This is a genomic window from Bacillus sp. EB106-04-04-XG123 (assembly GCF_058791855.1).
This window is the reverse complement of the sequence record NZ_JBYTDZ010000005.1, coordinates 96,245-112,887: the sequence shown is the minus strand read 5'-3', so window position 1 is coordinate 112,887 and position 16,643 is coordinate 96,245. Positions and strand designations below refer to the sequence as shown.

Sequence of the window (16,643 nt, the reverse complement as noted above, 5' to 3'; positions counted from 1 at the left end):
CAAAAAAGCTGAAGTCCTATCAATGGACTTCAGCTTTTTTTATTGATGCTGATATTCTTTTTCCTGCTGAGCTAAAAGCTTTTGGACAGATCCAGGTGATGCTTTTTCAACAGCTGCCGCTGCTACATCAAATGAACCGTTATAATCGTATGCATAAAATCTTCGCTCTGCCTCTTTTAATTGTTCAGAAAGAATATGATTTTGGCTTCTAAAACGATTACCGTATTGAATGATTCGTTCAATTTGATCCACTTTAGTGAGCATTTCTTCCGTCTCATCCACAACATGTCTCACTGTGTCAGAGGCTTCTTTTAATTGCTCATTCACGGCTGGCATGTTGAGCGGCAGGTTCTCAAGCTGCTCGTGCACTTGCTGAATCATCTCCTGCGCTTTTTCAGCCTGCTCTTTCATGTCAGCAGGTACACCTGGAATATTACTTTTTTGCAGCTGACGCACTGTATCTGTCAGCATCGTTTTGAGCTCAGCCAGTGTTTCTCTCGCTTGCAGCTCTTCTTTTCTTAATGATTGAAGGTGATCTTTAAACGTATCATGCAATGCTTTTGCATCATCGATAAAGGTTTCGAGCTGATTGATTTCATCCATTAATAATGAATATGCGACATGATCACGATCAAGCTTCTCTCGAATTTGTTTCATGAGCTTTTCAATTTCTTCTAAGCGTTTTTCGAACGCCTTCTGTTGATCAAGCTCTCCGGCTGTCAGTTTGTAGCTTTCTTTTACAAGAGCTGTTTCTGCCTTTGTTTGCGTGTGATCCTGCTCGAGTTTTTCAAATGCTTCCGTCAGCTCAGGCATTTTGCTTTTGATTTCCTGCCCTGCTTCTACTTCCGCTTCAAGCTGATCATACAGCGTCTGAATTGCATCATCAATCATTTGGAGAATGCTTGATGCTTCATCCAGATTGAGTTCATCAATCAGCAGTTTTTCCGCACGGGTCAGCTGTTTGTTTAAGTTCTCAAGCTCTTTAGTGATCTGGATGTGCTCGAGCTTGTAGCCTTTGTCTGTCATTTCTTTATATCCGTCTTTCAGCTTCGTCAGCTGGCCTGGTACGGTTTGTTTGCAGTCTGCAATGAGCTTCGGTACATCATTGATATACAGCTGAAGCTGATCGAGTCTGCGGTCTTGCTCAAGCAAAATCTTTCTTGCTTTCATATAGTTTCCGTTTTCTGTCTCTTCCTCGTACTGCTTGATCCCTTCCCAGGCCTCATCTAAGTCCTGCTCCATTTTGTCATAAAGGGTGCCGTATAAATGGCTGTACGCAAGCAGATTTTTTCGAACTGTTTGATATTGTTCTTTGACCTTTTCAATGTCCTTGCGATTTTGCTCCTCGCTTGTGACAAGGTCTGCAATCTCTTTTAAAATGTCTTCAATGTTCGAATCAGCAGCACTCAGCAAGTCCTCAATGTGCGTAAGAACCTGCTTGGCTTTGGAGAATCGATATTTATCAGAATACTCTTCTGCATCATATAATAGCTCCTCTACCTTTGGAAGATGGGCTGTGACGATATCGTCCCACTCTGCACGCCATCTTTCAAAAAATTGCTCTGTTTCTCCGGTCATTTTTAAATGTTTGATCTTTGAAATTTCTTCTACAATTGATCTGTTTAAAATTTCAATTTTCCATGCTTCCAATCGGTCAATCTCTTTATATATATTTTTTCGCAGGAAATAACCGACTGAAAACAAAGCAAGCAAAATGACAATTAAACCGATGATTAACTCCATAATGAGCCCCCTTGTTGTGATCTAAGTGATGTCAGGGTAAAAGTGTCCCGAGTAGACCTGAGAACCCTTTCGTGTCCGCTTTGCATTTGTTTTTATAAGCAGGATCGTATGTTTTCCAATACCATCCATTCACGGTTTTATGTATGTTTTTTCAAGAAAGTATTTGTGCGCTTTCTATCATTTGATCACACGTATCAATGTGACCTGCTTTTATGTATGCGGAAGCTGTCGTTTTCATTGTTATTATGATACCATGTAACCAGCATTTTTGGTCATGATTTTTCATTATTTTCGCTGATAAACATCACGTTTTTCAAAATATCGACAAGAGGTGACGACATGCTGAAACAAGATGCACATCTACATACACCGTTTTGCCCGCACGGTTCGCTTGATTCTTTTCATTCTTATATTGAAAAAGCCATCAAAAAGGGATTTGATTCCATAACCTTTACCGAGCATGCCCCGCTGCCTCCATCGTTTCAAGATCCAACACCTGAGCAGGATAGTGCCATGAAGCTCCAAGACCTTGAAGCGTATATCACGAAACTGGCTCAGCTGAAACAAGAATACAAAGGACAATTAATAGTAAAAACTGGGCTTGAGGTTGACTTTATCAAAGAGTATGAAGAGGAAACTAGAACCTTTTTAGACTGCTACGGTCCAGAGCTAGACGACGCCATTTTATCTGTACACTTTCTTCCTGCTGGCGATGATTATATTTGCCTTGATTTTGACGAGCATGCCTTCCAGCAGCTAATAAGCATCTATGGCAGCATCGAACAGGTCTACCAAAGCTACTATGACCAAATTCATTCTTCTATTCTATCATCTTTAGGCCAATATAAGCCAAAGAGAATCGGTCATATCACCCTTGTCCAGAAATTCAAACAGCTTTTTCCATATGAAATGTCATCTGAACTTTGTCAAAAGGTCACCCTTTGCCTTGAAGAAACGGCAAAAAAAGGCATGTCCTTAGATTTTAATACATCAGGTCTTCGTAAAACATATGCCAGAAGTATCTATTTAGATCCATGGATGATTGACCTTGCCAAAAAGAAAAAAATTCCGCTCATATTCGGCTCTGATGCCCATCAAGCGGAAGATCTCGGATATGCGTATGATCAATTCGAGGACATCATGAGGTTCAGATGAGAATCTAATGCCGGCTCTTTTGGTTCTAACAGATGATGAAGCGAGCGGCTCAGCTCTTTAAAGTACATTTGATAGAAATACGGCTCACTTGGGTTCAAATAAAGCACCTCTGTTAAATATTGCGGCTGTAAATATGGCATCATGAGAAGTGATTTCAGCTGAATCATAAAGGATGCGAGTGAAAGCTGCTCACAAATAACATGGGTGCTTTTTCCTTTTTCAATGATAAGCTGAAACAAATACTTTTCTTTTGTTAAATATGTCGACATGATTTCTCTGATGAGTGTCGAATCAATCGTCACCTCCCGATAAACGAAACGGGTTAATTGACGGTGCTTGTGCTGATAAGATAAAATATCAAAAACCACATGTAGTAAGCATTCTTTTGCGTGACGGGTTTCCATGTGATGAAGATGTGATTCAATCATATGAATGTAACCTTCATAAAAATCGGATACGAGCTGCTCAAGCAGCCCTCCTTTTCCTTGAAAGTAATAAGAAATGTGGGCAACGTTGACATTCGCTTCCTTCGCAATCTCACGGACAGAGGTTCCAGAAAATCCTTTTTGGTTAAAAAGTCTGATGGCAGCATCCATAATACGGTCTTTTGTTTGCACGGTTGTTGATGTTTTCATCCGCTCACCCCTCTTCATGTGTACATACTTCAAGATGAAGGCGGAAGTTCCTTTTACAATTGCTCGACAAATCCCACATGCGAAACGCAAGTTATGTATTTTTAAGATAGAAAGTAGGAGATTTTCATGTTTCATGTCGAAAAACAGTCTGGCGATCCTTCAAAAGACTATCAATTGCTTGTCAAACAGGTAGAAGCCATTACAGATGGTGAACCTGATCTGATTGCCAACTTGGCAAATGCAGCTGCGCTACTCTATCACTCACTTCCTGAAGTTAATTGGGCAGGGTTTTATTTAGCAAAGGACGGCGAGCTTGTGCTTGGTCCATTTAACGGACTGCCTGCATGTGTGCGCATCCCTTCTGGAAAAGGCGTTTGCGGTACAGCGTTTGCGACAGGTGAAGTGCAGCGTATCGCTGATGTCCATGCTTTCCCTGGACATATTGCGTGTGATGCCGCATCGCAATCTGAAATAGTCATTCCGCTCAAGGTCAATGGACAGATCATTGGGGTACTCGACATTGACAGTCCTGTGAAAGACCGCTTCAGTGAAGTAGATGAGACCTACCTTATTCAATTTACAGAGATTCTTCAACAGGCGTTATCCGTCTCTACGGATGCGTAATCATGCAGAAAAAGCAGGCACATTGTCTGCTTTTTTATGTTTCTTTATATAATGGGGAACGTCACCTTTGCCTCTAAATAGGTTGACTTCTCCTATCCAGCGTCATATAATAGAGTTTGTGTGAAATATGGCAGCCTTTTTGTTCGGCTTTTTTGTATCATTTTGTTCCTTCTATATGAAGGTGCATCTTGTAACTCCCTGCTGCTGGAGCGAGGATGCATGAAAACATAATGACGAAGAAGAGGAAGAACAGACGGTTTTTATTTTTCACAAATAAAAACAATAAGGAGGAGTCACATTATGGCTCGCTATACAGGTCCAAGTTGGAAGATTTCCCGCCGTTTAGGCATTTCATTAAGCGGAACAGGTAAGGAACTTGAAAAACGCCCTTACGCTCCAGGCCCACATGGTCCAGGACAACGCAAAAAACTATCTGAATACGGTTTACAATTACAAGAGAAGCAAAAGCTTCGTCACATGTACGGTGTCAACGAACGTCAATTCCGTACACTATATGACAGAGCTGCTAAACTTCCTGGTAAACAAGGTGAAAACTTCATGATCCTTCTTGAAACTCGCCTTGACAACCTAGTATACCGTCTTGGCCTTGCTCGTACTCGCCGCCAAGCTCGTCAGCTAGTAAACCATGGTCACATCCTTGTTGATGGAAGCCGTGTAGACATCCCATCTTTCTCTGTGAAACCAGGTCAAACGATTGCTCTTCGTGAGAAATCTCAAAACCTTGCAGTAGTGAAAGAATCAGTTGAAGTAAACAACTTCGTTCCTGAATACCTTTCTTTCGATGCTGAAAAGCTTGAAGGAACTTTCACTCGTCTTCCAGAGCGTTCTGAATTAGCGCCTGAAATCAGCGAACAACTTATCGTTGAGTTCTACTCTCGTTAATTTCATTACTTCTCTAAGAGAGAGCAAACAAACCCTAGATCCCTTGATTGTTCAAGGTTTTCTAGGGTTTTTTGTATGTTCTCAATTATACATGAAATCATTTGAAGTCATCTTCCATTTTCAACACTTATTTTCCCCGGTTGCCTGCTCCATTCTTACTTCTATATACAAATATAGGAAATATTTCATTGAAATGCCTTTTTTCTATTGGTACAATAATGATAGATGACGTATCAGTCGTATGGTCTTCTATAGTACTTAGATGGAGGAGTTCCATGTTTAGTATCACAATCATTCTATTCTTACTTTTAATCTTATCAGTGATCGCCTATTCTCTTTTAAGAAAAAAACAAATCATAGATGAACCGCCCAATAGATTTGCTGCAAGTCTGTTTATCTTCCTGCTCTTTTTTTCTATCTGCTTTGTGATCGCGATTCCTAGTGTATTGCTATACATCACCGTTTTAGGCGTGAATTTTCTTTTTGGAGAAACCATCACGTATGATTCGTTTTTTTCTTTGATCTCTTTCTCTTTGTTCGTGAGTGTTATCGTTGTTTTTTGGTCACCTTTCCTTCTATTCATAGGAAAAGGACTGGCTTATCTCCTTAAACTTCCTGTATGGCTCACTTATACTTTGGAATGGGTGAGTTCTTGGATCGTTTTACATCTCTCCATCAAGTATGTCCTTTACTTAAATTTAATGAATGTATCGATAGGGGATTCCGGTGTATTAATTTTATCATTCTTTGTCAGTTTTTTATTTATTGAGATTGATCTCTTTTACTCACGTATGAAACAACGAAAACAATCGCTGGACACATATCATTAGCATGATAAAAGCTCCTAGATCTCTTTCTAGGAGCTTTCAAACGTTCATTCTGGACTTGTCCATTTTGCGATGAGCTGCTCTGTTGTCATAACAGTCGCAAATTCATCATGCAGGGTTGCAAGTGAGAGCCGGTGGATCGTTTCTGGGTCAAAATATGTACCATTTTGATCCGTTAATCCAAAGGCAGCTGTTGCATCTGAGATCAGGTACGTATCAAAGCCAAGATTTCCGCTCATTCTTGTGGTCGTTGAAACGCAGTGAGGGGTTGTTAATCCTGCGATGACGACCGTGTCAATCTGGTTTGATCTTAGATGTTCCTCTAAGTTAGTACCAATAAAGCTGCTGTTGACTTTCTTTTGTATCACCGTTTCTTCCTCTAGCGGTTTAGCAATATCTTTAAAAAGGTGCCCTTCATTTGCTGGATGAAAGACAGATTCCGGATTGTCGGATGTATGCTGAATATGAATCACTTTCCAGCTTTTCTCTCTCCAAAACGTCAATAGCCGGCTAATATTTTCCTCTGCCTTTAGGTTATTGCGTTCTCCCCATTTTTCATGCTCGAACGCTTTTTGTACATCTACAATGATGAAAGCCTTTTGATTCGTTTTCACAAACGCCCACCTCCGAAGATTCTTATTCACTACATGTAGTGTAAGGAATGGTGATCGTTTTGTACATGTTTTTATTCGGCTATGTACGATGCTTTGTTTTGCGTCATCGTTATGCTTCTTTTCAAGGTCTCTTTCATCTAACAGCTGCCATATGCCAATTGACATCAAAAAAGACAGCATATACCGCTGTCTTTTTTCGTTTTTTAATTCGTATTCTGTCCTCCGCCGTTCAGTCCTTCTTTAATATAGCCTTTCACTTGGCTTGAGGTTAATAGACCGATATGTCCAACGCCGTGAATCAGGACGTTTTTTGCGCCAATTAAACGAGAGAGGCTGTTGACGACGATGAGATCGGCTGAACTATAAACGGATGTGTAAAGAATTTTCTGATTTGGATCTGTTCCTGGCAGTGCTCTGCTTGAAACAAGTCCGTTTGCTCCACCAATCGTGACAACGTTTTCAATTTTATCTCCGCCATCAAGATTTTTAATATAGTATAACGTGTTCGCCCCGCCCATACTATGAGCCACAATATCTACTTTTTTGGCACCCGTTTTGTTTAACACATCTTGGACGAATTTAGATAGACGCGGACCATTGTTGCGGTTATTTCCTGTTTTGTCTATGAAATCGATAGCATATAATTGGTTTCGATCCCAGCCTTGTCCAACCAAGTAACTTTTAATAGAATAAAAGTTATAAGAGGCACCACCAATACCATGCACCATCACAACTGGATTATGCTCAGCCGCCTTCACCTCTTTCGGCTGGATAAAAGCCATTGAACCAATCATCAATGCAAGTGCAACGAGAATTTGCAAACTCCTTTTCTTAACAAAAATCACTTTCATTCCCCCTTATTCATCTTATACGACTCTATTTTATAAAAGAAAAATATGTCAGAAAAGTGAACAAGGTAATGTTTATAAGATGATTTTACAGAAATATAAATAATCAAAAAGCACCTTGGACTTTTTTAAATTCAAACAAAAAGACTACGAGACCTTCTTTCTTTCATATATAATATCAATAGACAAAGGAGGTTCTACTAGATGCTATTCACGCAAACCCCTGCTCCACCCTACTATGCCGTGATTTTCACATCAAAACGAACAAATGTTGAGCAGAAAGAATACGCTGCTGCTGCTCAAAAAATGGAAGAATTAGCGAAAGATTTAGATGGGTTTCTTGGAATAGAAAGTGTACGAGATGAACATGGTGTTGGGATCACTATATCTTACTGGAATTCATTAGCAGCCATCAAAGAATGGAAAGCACATACAGCACATCAACGTGTTCAAAAAAAGGGGAAAAAGGATTGGTATGAATCCTATACTACCCGAATTTGTAAGGTAGAACATGCTTATACAAACAAAGATTCACTCCTTGAACAAGAAACAGACGAATGAGCAACTTCTACATAAAAAAGAAAAGCACCTCAATGTACACGAACATTTGAGGTGCTTTTTCATGATGTTAACTGTTTCATAAAGATTTATTTATACGTCACAAGGAAGTATTTCTTTTTCCCTCTTCTTAAAACGGTAAATTGGTTTTCAATTCGGTCGTCAGCTGAGAGAACATAGTCTTTATCTGTTTGTCTCTCTCCGTTGATGGAGACAGCACCATTTGTGATATCTTCACGTGCTTGACGCTTTGATGGAGACAGCTTTGATTCCACAAGAATATCAACTAGTGTTAATTCTTCTGTGCTGCTTTTCTCCATTGATGGAACATCCTTAAAGCCTACTTTCACTTCTTCAGCTGTAAGAGATTTGATCTCGCCCTTAAATAGTGCATTTGAGATGTTGACTGCCTGTTCTAGTGATTCACGGCCATGTACAAGTGTTGTCACTTCCTCTGCTAGACGGCGCTGCGCTTCACGCTTTTCAGGTGCTGTTTGCACTTTTTCTTCGTACGATGCGATCTCTTCTTTTGATAAGAACGTAAAGTATTTTAAGTATTTCACGACATCACGGTCATCTGTGTTGATCCAGAATTGGTAGAACTCATATGGAGACGTTTTTTCTTTATCTAACCAAATGGCGCCGCCTTCTGTTTTACCAAACTTTGTGCCGTCTGCTTTTGTGACAAGCGGCATCGTCAGACCGAATGCTTTTGCCCCTTCTGCTTCAGACTTACGGATCAACTCAAGTCCAGATGTGATATTTCCCCACTGGTCACTTCCGCCGATTTGCAGCTTACAATTTTCATTTCTGTAAAGGTTTAAGAAGTCTAAAGACTGCAGGATGACGTAGCTGAATTCTGTGTAAGAAATCCCTGTTTCGATACGTGAGCTCACGATATCTTTTGCCAGCATAAAGTTTACACCGAAGTTCTTTCCAATATCACGAAGGAACGTGATAACATTCATTTGGCTGATCCAGTCGTAGTTATTCACGATGACGGCCGGGTTCTCGCCTGCTTCAAAATCAAGAAATTGAGACAGCTGTCCTTTGATTTTATCTGACCACTGTTCGACGATTTCTGCTGGGTTGAGTGAACGTTCTGCTTTTTTGAAACTAGGATCGCCAATGAGTCCAGTTGCGCCGCCAACAAGAGCAATCGGGTGATGACCTGCTTCTTGGAATCTGCGTAATGTTAAAATTGGCAATAGATGACCAATGTGTAAGCTGTCAGCTGTCGGATCAAAGCCGGAGTATAGCTTGATTTTCTCTTCTGCTAATAATTTTGTTAAACCTTCTTCATCTGTTTGCTGCTGAATTAATCCTCTAAACGATAGCTCTTCCATCAATTGACTCATATCCAAATCTCCTTTGTTTAAAATGAAACATAAAAAACGCCCCTTCGAATGAACGAAGGGACGATATATATCGCGGTACCACCCTGCTTAAAAGACAAAAAATCTTGTCTTTTCACTTACACTGATAACGGATAGATCCGTTCTTTCACTAATCAGGGCATGCTCCTTTTCGTAAAAGCGGTTCGTGAGGGTAATTCGAATATCTCTTTGTACTGACTTGCACCAGCCGTCAGCTCTCTTAAACAGGGAAAGATCATTCTACTGAATCTCAGTCAAAACCTTTTCATATTCAACTAATGTCATTTTTAACACACTTTTGATATCAAGTCAACTGATGAAAAAATTAATCTTCCATTGTCGAAAGGTCGCCAGCAGGTAAATTCAGCTCCCACGCCTTTAGCACACGTCTCATAATTTTTCCGCTTCTCGTTTTTGGCAGTTTGTCTTTAAACTCAATTTCTCGCGGTGCCGCATGTGCTGCGAGCCCTTTTTTCACAAACGTACGAATCTCTTCTTTCAGCTCATCTGTCGGCTCATATCCGCTTCTGAGCGCAATAAATGCTTTAATAATCTCACCGCGGACCGGATCTGGCTTTCCAATGACACCAGCCTCTGCAATGGCTGGATGTTCGACCAGTTTACTTTCTACCTCAAATGGACCGACCCGCTCTCCTGACGTCATGATGACGTCATCGACACGTCCCTGGAACCAAAAGTATCCGTCTTCGTCCATATAAGCTGAATCTCCTGAAACATACCAATCTCCCGGCATAAAGTAAGATTCATATTTTTCAGGATTGTTCCAGATCGTATGCATCATAGAAGGCCAGCCTTTTTTAATCGCAAGGTTGCCCATCCGGTATGGCGGAAGTTCATTTCCTGCATTATCCACAATCGCCGCTTCTACGCCTGGAATTGGTTTTCCCATCGAGCCCGGCTTGATGTCCATGCATGGATAATTACAAATCAGCTGTGCACCCGTTTCTGTCATCCACCAAGTGTCGTGAATTCGCTTGCCAAAAACAGCATCTCCCCAGCGGATGACTTCTGGATTAAGAGGCTCTCCCACACTTAGCACATGACGGAGCGAGCTGAGGTCATATTTTTGAATGAGGTCATCCCCTGCCCCCATGAGCATTCTAAAGGCTGTCGGGGCACTGTACCAAACGGTTACACCGAGTGATTCAATGGTTTCATACCACGTATCAGGATTAAACCGGCCGCCTAAAATCACATTCGTCGCCCCATTAAACCACGGTGAAAAAATACCGTACACTGTGCCTGTAACCCAGCCTGGATCAGCTGTACACCAGTAAACGTCATCTTCTTTCAAGTCAAGCACCCATTTACCAGTCTGGCCTTGCTGCACCATTGCACCATGGACATGAAGCACACCCTTTGGCGTACCGGTAGATCCTGATGTGTAATGAAGCAGGAAGCCGTCTTTTTCATCCATCCATTCAATTTCAAGCTCCTTTGCTGCCTCCTCAAACGCCTCTTCATAGTGAATTGTCCGAACGCCATCGACGTCTTCATTTTCACCGCCGACAATGATGACAGATTCAAGCTTTGGAAGCTCTGCAAATGGAATTCGTTCAAGTAGATCGGGTGTTGTCACGATCACCTTTGCTTCACTATTTTCTAAACGGTCTTTGACGGCACCTTCCATAAATGCCTCAAATAACGGGCCAACGATCGCCCCAATTTTCACTGCGCCTAGCAGAAGAAAATAGAGCTCAGGTGATCTTGGCATAAAGATAAACACGCGATCCCCTTTTTCCACATGTGCCTTTTCTTTGAATAGATTTCCCGCTTTGTTTGTGTTGATTTTCATATCCCTGAACGTATACTTTTCATCCCGCTGTGAATCTTTGTAGTGAAGCGCCACCTTGTTCTGACGAAACGAGTCCGCATGTCTGTCAATCGCTTCATAGGCTGCATTTATTTTTCCTGTTTCATACCAAGAGAAGTTTTTTCTAGCTTCCTCCCATGAAAAATCTTTGTATGCCTGCTCATAATCATTTAAATGATAATCCCCTTTTACTGATGGTAGCGTTTCCAATTTCATCAAACAGTCCCCCTTTGCATACGTTTACAATGACCATTATAGTATAGATGACTTTTTTTCTCAATTTTTAAAAAACTTCTGATGAAACCGTTTTAATTCTTACAAGATTTAAGATAGAATAGAGACGACTCACTAGAATTAGGGGCGGTGGATACGTGGAGCATCCTAAAACTTATTATTCAAAAACCATTGAGCGAGAAACAGGTTCCATCCTGATTGAAGGACCGGTACCTGCATCAGCGCTTGCGAACTATACGTTTCATGAAGGACTAACGGCATTTCGCACGCCTGAGGAACAGAAACAAGCACTTGTTGAAATAGCAGATCTTCCAGAAGGACGTATTATCATTGCAAGAGTGAATGAGCTTGTCGTAGGCTATGTCACGTATTTGTATCCTGATCCACTTGAGCGCTGGTCAGAGGGCAAAATGGACAATTTAATTGAGCTTGGCGCAATTGAGGTCGCTCCTCCATTTAGAGGATGCTCACTTGGCAAGCATTTGCTTGATGTGAGCATGATGGATGAGCAAATGGAGAATTACATCATCATTACAACTGAATATTACTGGCATTGGGATTTAAAGGGGACAAAGAAAAACGTTTGGGAGTACCGCAAAATGATGGAGAAAATGATGAACGCAGGCGGTCTTGTCTGGTTTGCAACAGACGAGCCAGAGATTAGCTCACATCCAGCCAATTGTTTAATGGCCAGAATTGGGAAACATGTGAGTCCTGATTCGATCGAGCGTTTCGATCGTCTTCGCTTCCATCAGCGCTTTATGTATTAACGTTCAATTCGTTTTTTTGGCAAAGGGGATTGGTAAACAATGATGATTGAACAAATTATGGAGCGTGATGTGATCACGCTGCGAAAAACCGATACGATTGAAGAAGCCATTCAAAAAATGAGTGCACACCACATCCGGCATATTCCGATCGTATCTGATCAAGGATCTGTCATTGGGATGGTGACAGATCGGGATATTAAAAATGCCAGTCCAAGTATTTTTGAGACAGAGAAAAGAAAGCTCTTTATTCAGCGGCCAGTCGAAGAGATCATGGTATTAGAGACGATCACTGCTCACCCGCTTGATTTCGTTGAGGAGATATCAAGTGTCTTTTTTGAGCACGGAATTGGCTGTCTTCCGGTGGTGAGACGTGGCAAACTTGTAGGCATTATCACAAAAACAGATCTGCTTCGTACGTTTGTAAGACTGACAGGTGCAGATCAGCCTGGATCGCACTTAGAGGTTGAAGTGGAGCAGATGACTGAAGGCCTCGCAGACATTACAGCCATTTTAAAGGAGCAGCATATTCAATTGCTGAGTGTGCTTGTGTATCCTCATGCCAATGAGGCTTCTAAAGTGCTCGTATTCCGCCTTCAAACCATTCATGCAGATCATGTGACGAAGCTGATTCGCGCAAAAGGCTATAAGGTGCTCTGGCCTATGGAGCAGACGATCAAATGAAGGAAGCGACCTTTGTTTTTTCACCATCTTTTCAAACGTACCAATTTAACCAAGATCATCCCTTCAATCAGCTTCGTGTCTACTTAACTTATGATCTTCTTCAAAAAATGAAGGCGTTAACAGAGGATGAAATTGTCGCACCGCGTATGGCTACTCTGGAGGAATTAAAGCTCGTCCATACAGCAGATTATATCCAGGCCGTGCAGCGGGCAAGTGAAGGAAAGCTGTCTACAGCAGAGGGGGAACGCTACGGTCTTGGCACAGAGGATACACCGATGTTCGCAGGCATGCATGAGGCGGCATCTCTCCTTGTTGGCGGAACGTTAACAGCAGTTGATCAAGTGATGCTCGGTCATTCCCAGCATGCACTCAATCTTGGCGGCGGGCTTCACCACGGGTTCAAAGGGCGTGCATCTGGCTTTTGTATTTATAATGACAGCTCTGTGGCGATTCAATATATTCAAAAGACATATGGCGCTAGAATTTTATATATTGATACGGATGCTCATCACGGCGATGGTGTCCAGTTCAGCTTCTATGACGACCCAGAGGTATGTACAGTCTCCATTCATGAAACAGGACGCTACTTGTTCCCTGGAACGGGACAAGTACAGGAAAGAGGCCACGATAAAGGCTATGGCTACGCCTATAATATTCCGCTAGATGCATTTACGGAAGATGAATCGTTCCTCGAAGCATACCGAACAGCAGTGACTGAGATTGCTGCTTTTTTTAAACCAGATGTGATTTTGACGCAAAACGGAGCTGATGCACACTACTATGATCCGTTAACTCATTTATCTGCCACTATGAAAATATATGAGGAAATTCCTAGACTTGCCCATGAACTTGCGCATCAATATTGTGACGGCAAATGGATCGCTGTTGGCGGAGGGGGATATGATATTTGGCGCGTCGTTCCAAGAGCGTGGAGCCGTATTTGGCTTGAGATGAAAGGCATTACACCGCCAGATGAACTCCCTCAGGACTGGATTCAAGCCTGGAATAAGCAATCGCCTGTTACCCTTCCACCTACGTGGAGAGACCCTGACGATTTATATCCACCGATCCCAAGAAAAGCAGAAATCACAGAAAAGAATGCTCAAACAGTAGAAAAAGCACTCATGCCTGTTAGAAGAGAAAAGAAAAAGGCATAAGAAAAGCAGGCTTTCCGTCATAAGGTAAGCCTGCTTTTTTTGTTTTATTTTGTTGATTGTCTTTCTTCAATTCTGTGCGGAAGCTCAACAATTTGATCGTCCACTTGTTCTTTGTTCATCAGCTTTGTGAGCAGTCTCATGGCAACAGCACCAATATCATATGTCGGCTGAACAACTGTTGTCAGCTGAGGACGCACCATGAGAGAAAGTCTTGTGTTATCGAAGCCAATCACTTCTAAATCTTCAGGAATGGATACCCCTCTGTCTTGTGCTCCATGAATGACACCTAGCGCCATTTCATCTGTAGCTGCGATAACAGCTGTCGGCTTGTCAGACTGCTCAAGCAGATGAGCAAGTGCTTCAATTCCAGAATCATAAGAGTAATCGCCTTCAGCGACGAGTGCATCGTCAAACGCGATGCCCGCTTCTTCAAGCGCACGCTTATAACCTGCAAGTTTTCTCACGGAATTAATTGGTTCTGACATTGGACCAGAAACAAACGCAATTCGTTTATGTCCTTTTTCAACTAACAGCTGAACTGAATCATAAATGGCCTGCTCATAGTTGATGTTGACAGATGGTGTTTGAGCTTGCTCTTCAACAGATGCTGCAAGCACAATCGGAACAGGAGAGCGCTTAAATTCTTCCACATGCACGTCTGTGATGTTTCCGCCCATAAAGACAATTCCGTCTACTTGTTTACCGAGCATCGTATTTAACAAATGAAGCTCTTTATCAGTATTTTGATCTGAGTTGCTCAAAATGATATTGTATTTATACATCGTGGCGATATCTTCAATACCGCGTGCTAATTCCGAATAGAAGATACTAGAAATATCAGGGATGATGACCCCAACTGTCGTTGTTTTTTTACTTGCTAGGCCTCGTGCCACTGCATTCGGACGATAGCCAAGGCGATCAATCGCTTCAAGCACCTTTTTTCTTGTTGTTGGTTTTACGTTTGGATTACCATTTACTACGCGTGATACCGTTGCCATACTTACATTTGCTTCTCTTGCTACATCATATATTGTAACATTATTCACATAAATCACTCCTTCAAATACACTTCATATCTATAGCATTCACCAATTGGATAGAGACATGTCAGATACGAGGAAAATAATATCCTATTTGTCATTAAAATGATGAAAAGAGACACATAATTTTTCAATCTACATCAAAATGACATTCTTTTATGAAATTATACACGTTTTTTTGTCATATGAAAACGTTCCCTTTCTTTTTATAACTAAATTAAACAAACTTTAAACAGCTTGTTACCTGTAATTTGAATCATATTTCATAAAAAACCATCGAGAACGCCAGCTATGACAATGATCTTAACAGATTCTATCGATTTTTAAAAATGAAAACATTGTGAACAAGCTCTTTTTGAACTTGCAATGTGCTTTCTTCCTTTCATTCCCAAACTTCATCGTATTTATTCCATAAAAAAACCGCCGGGCAGTTTCCGGCGGCTATTTCTATCTATGATTATGCGTGAATGTTGACAAGTGGTCTTAACGCATCTAACCATTTTTCGAATTGTGGAATGTCCATTTGCTGCGCTGAATCAGATAGAGCAACAGATGGATCTGGATGTACTTCTGCCATAACACCGTCTGCTCCAATCGCAAGAGCTGCTTTTGCTGTTGGAAGGAGAAGATCTCTACGTCCAGTTGAATGCGTCACATCAACGAAGACTGGTAAATGTGTCTCTTGTTTCAAGATTGGCACTGCCGAGATATCTAGTGTATTTCTTGTTGCTGTTTCGTATGTGCGGATACCGCGCTCGCAAAGGATGATTTGATCATTTCCTTGGGCGATGATGTATTCAGCTGCATTGATGAATTCTGAAATGGTCGCTGCAAGGCCGCGTTTTAGAAGAACTGGTTTCTTCACAGAACCGGCTTCTTTTAACAATTCGAAGTTTTGCATGTTACGTGCCCCAATTTGGATGACATCAATATGCTCAATCGCTTCTTCAATATGAGCAGGATTAACAATTTCACTAATGACAGCAAGACCGTATTCATCCGCTACACGCTTTAGAATCTTGAGACCGTCTACACCAAGTCCTTGGAAATCGTATGGACTTGTACGAGGTTTAAATGCGCCTCCGCGTAGTAGTTTTAACCCTTGTTGTTTCGCTGCTGCCGCTACTTCTGCAACTTGCTCGTAGCTTTCAACAGCACATGGTCCAACGATGAAGCGCTGCTTTCCATCACCGATCGCTTCCCCATTGATGTTCACGATTGTGTTTTCTGGTTTTTTCTTACGAGAAACAAGAAGTGCTTTGCTGTGGTCATCTTCTTGAAGCTCTAGACCTGCTTTGAAAATCTCTTTGAAAATATGCTGAATCGTTGAGTTTTCAAATGGTCCATCATTTTCTTCAAGAATTTGGTTCAGCATTGTGCGCTCTCTGACAGGATCATATCGGTTGACACCTTGCGCTTCTTTCGCTTTTCCAATTTCTTTTACAATGTTTCCTCTTTCATTGATCAGTTTTAAGATTTGAAGATTTAGTTCATCTGCTTGCTGCCTCAATTTTTCTAGTTCATTGTTGCTCATTTTTGTCATCCTTTCCTCTGCCTGTTCTCGCTTTTTATTTTTTCATTCTTGCATGATAGGGTTTATTATAAACAAAGATTTCGGAATTGTCACGAAAATTTTCTTTATTA

General features: G+C 41.4%; 16 protein-coding genes and 1 other annotated feature. Of the genes, 8 read left to right on the top strand and 8 right to left on the bottom strand.

Annotated elements, in window-relative coordinates:
* Nucleotides 1-39 precede the first annotated feature (39 nt).
* Nucleotides 40-1,743 (bottom strand): septation ring formation regulator EzrA, encoded by a 1,704-nt coding sequence (ezrA, locus tag AC3WTB_RS15555; RefSeq protein WP_059375186.1) that lies wholly within the window; start codon nucleotides 1,741-1,743, stop codon nucleotides 40-42.
* Nucleotides 1,744-2,082: 339 nt separating this feature from the next.
* On the opposite strand from ezrA, the gene hisJ reads away from it, so the two are divergent.
* Nucleotides 2,083-2,898 carry a histidinol-phosphatase HisJ gene (hisJ, locus tag AC3WTB_RS15550; RefSeq protein WP_064497819.1) on the top strand — a complete coding sequence of 272 codons (816 nt, stop codon included), beginning with the start codon at nucleotides 2,083-2,085 and terminating at the stop codon, nucleotides 2,896-2,898.
* Here the strand turns inward: hisJ and refZ are convergent.
* A complete protein-coding gene (gene refZ, locus AC3WTB_RS15545; protein ID WP_034624245.1) occupies nucleotides 2,868-3,533 on the bottom strand; it encodes a forespore capture DNA-binding protein RefZ in 666 nt (221 codons plus the stop codon). The two genes, hisJ and refZ, sit on opposite strands and share 31 nt — an antisense overlap.
* A gap of 126 nt (nucleotides 3,534-3,659) precedes the next feature.
* Between refZ and AC3WTB_RS15540 the strand changes: the two genes are divergently transcribed.
* From AC3WTB_RS15540 to AC3WTB_RS15530, 3 genes are all read left to right on the top strand, one after another.
* A complete protein-coding gene (locus AC3WTB_RS15540; protein WP_025092283.1) occupies nucleotides 3,660-4,157 on the top strand; it encodes a GAF domain-containing protein in 498 nt (165 codons plus the stop codon).
* A gap of 300 nt (nucleotides 4,158-4,457) precedes the next feature.
* Nucleotides 4,458-5,060 (top strand): 30S ribosomal protein S4, encoded by a 603-nt coding sequence (gene rpsD / locus AC3WTB_RS15535; protein ID WP_039180654.1) that lies wholly within the window; start codon nucleotides 4,458-4,460, stop codon nucleotides 5,058-5,060.
* A 275-nt stretch (nucleotides 5,061-5,335) separates the two neighbouring features.
* Nucleotides 5,336-5,890 (top strand): hypothetical protein, encoded by a 555-nt coding sequence (locus AC3WTB_RS15530; RefSeq protein ID WP_327842256.1) that lies wholly within the window; start codon nucleotides 5,336-5,338, stop codon nucleotides 5,888-5,890.
* Nucleotides 5,891-5,934: 44 nt separating this feature from the next.
* Here the strand turns inward: AC3WTB_RS15530 and AC3WTB_RS15525 are convergent, their stop codons facing one another.
* Entirely contained in the window at nucleotides 5,935-6,501 is a 567-nt protein-coding gene (locus AC3WTB_RS15525; RefSeq protein ID WP_126681469.1) for a cysteine hydrolase family protein, read from the bottom strand.
* 203 nt (nucleotides 6,502-6,704) lie between these two features.
* Complete coding sequence (estA, locus tag AC3WTB_RS15520) at nucleotides 6,705-7,295, bottom strand: lipase EstA (RefSeq protein WP_492333997.1); 591 nt, start codon at nucleotides 7,293-7,295, stop codon at nucleotides 6,705-6,707.
* Nucleotides 7,296-7,553: 258 nt separating this feature from the next.
* Between estA and AC3WTB_RS15515 the strand changes: the two genes are divergently transcribed.
* Nucleotides 7,554-7,910 (top strand): antibiotic biosynthesis monooxygenase family protein, encoded by a 357-nt coding sequence (locus tag AC3WTB_RS15515; RefSeq protein ID WP_492333943.1) that lies wholly within the window; start codon nucleotides 7,554-7,556, stop codon nucleotides 7,908-7,910.
* Between the two features lie 86 nt (nucleotides 7,911-7,996).
* Here the strand turns inward: AC3WTB_RS15515 and tyrS are convergent, their stop codons facing one another.
* Both tyrS and acsA read right to left on the bottom strand, forming a co-directional pair.
* On the bottom strand, nucleotides 7,997-9,265 hold the full coding sequence (gene tyrS / locus AC3WTB_RS15510; RefSeq protein ID WP_039180668.1) for a tyrosine--tRNA ligase: 1,269 nt from the start codon (nucleotides 9,263-9,265) through the stop codon (nucleotides 7,997-7,999).
* A 53-nt stretch (nucleotides 9,266-9,318) separates the two neighbouring features.
* Nucleotides 9,319-9,550, bottom strand: a binding site (T-box leader).
* Between the two features lie 58 nt (nucleotides 9,551-9,608).
* Complete coding sequence (acsA, locus tag AC3WTB_RS15505) at nucleotides 9,609-11,333, bottom strand: acetate--CoA ligase (protein WP_126681467.1); 1,725 nt, start codon at nucleotides 11,331-11,333, stop codon at nucleotides 9,609-9,611.
* A gap of 155 nt (nucleotides 11,334-11,488) precedes the next feature.
* On the opposite strand from acsA, the gene AC3WTB_RS15500 reads away from it, so the two are divergent.
* From AC3WTB_RS15500 to AC3WTB_RS15490, 3 genes are read left to right on the top strand one after another with little or no spacing between them, the layout of a single operon-like run.
* Nucleotides 11,489-12,121, top strand: a complete 633-nt coding sequence (locus tag AC3WTB_RS15500; RefSeq protein WP_039180674.1) for a GNAT family N-acetyltransferase — start codon at nucleotides 11,489-11,491, stop codon at nucleotides 12,119-12,121.
* A gap of 39 nt (nucleotides 12,122-12,160) precedes the next feature.
* Nucleotides 12,161-12,802: a CBS and ACT domain-containing protein gene (locus tag AC3WTB_RS15495; protein WP_024424849.1), complete on the top strand. Its 642-nt coding sequence runs from the start codon at nucleotides 12,161-12,163 to the stop codon at nucleotides 12,800-12,802.
* A complete protein-coding gene (locus AC3WTB_RS15490) occupies nucleotides 12,799-13,959 on the top strand; it encodes an acetoin utilization protein AcuC (RefSeq protein WP_144491312.1) in 1,161 nt (386 codons plus the stop codon). The genes AC3WTB_RS15495 and AC3WTB_RS15490 overlap by 4 nt, the downstream gene beginning before the upstream one ends.
* Before the next feature lie 44 nt (nucleotides 13,960-14,003).
* Here the strand turns inward: AC3WTB_RS15490 and ccpA are convergent, their stop codons facing one another.
* Entirely contained in the window at nucleotides 14,004-15,005 is a 1,002-nt protein-coding gene (gene ccpA / locus AC3WTB_RS15485; RefSeq protein ID WP_024424851.1) for a catabolite control protein A, read from the bottom strand.
* Between the two features lie 451 nt (nucleotides 15,006-15,456).
* Nucleotides 15,457-16,533, bottom strand: coding sequence for a bifunctional 3-deoxy-7-phosphoheptulonate synthase/chorismate mutase (locus tag AC3WTB_RS15480; RefSeq protein ID WP_034279528.1), 1,077 nt, complete (start codon nucleotides 16,531-16,533; stop codon nucleotides 15,457-15,459).
* Nucleotides 16,534-16,643: the final 110 nt, after the last annotated feature.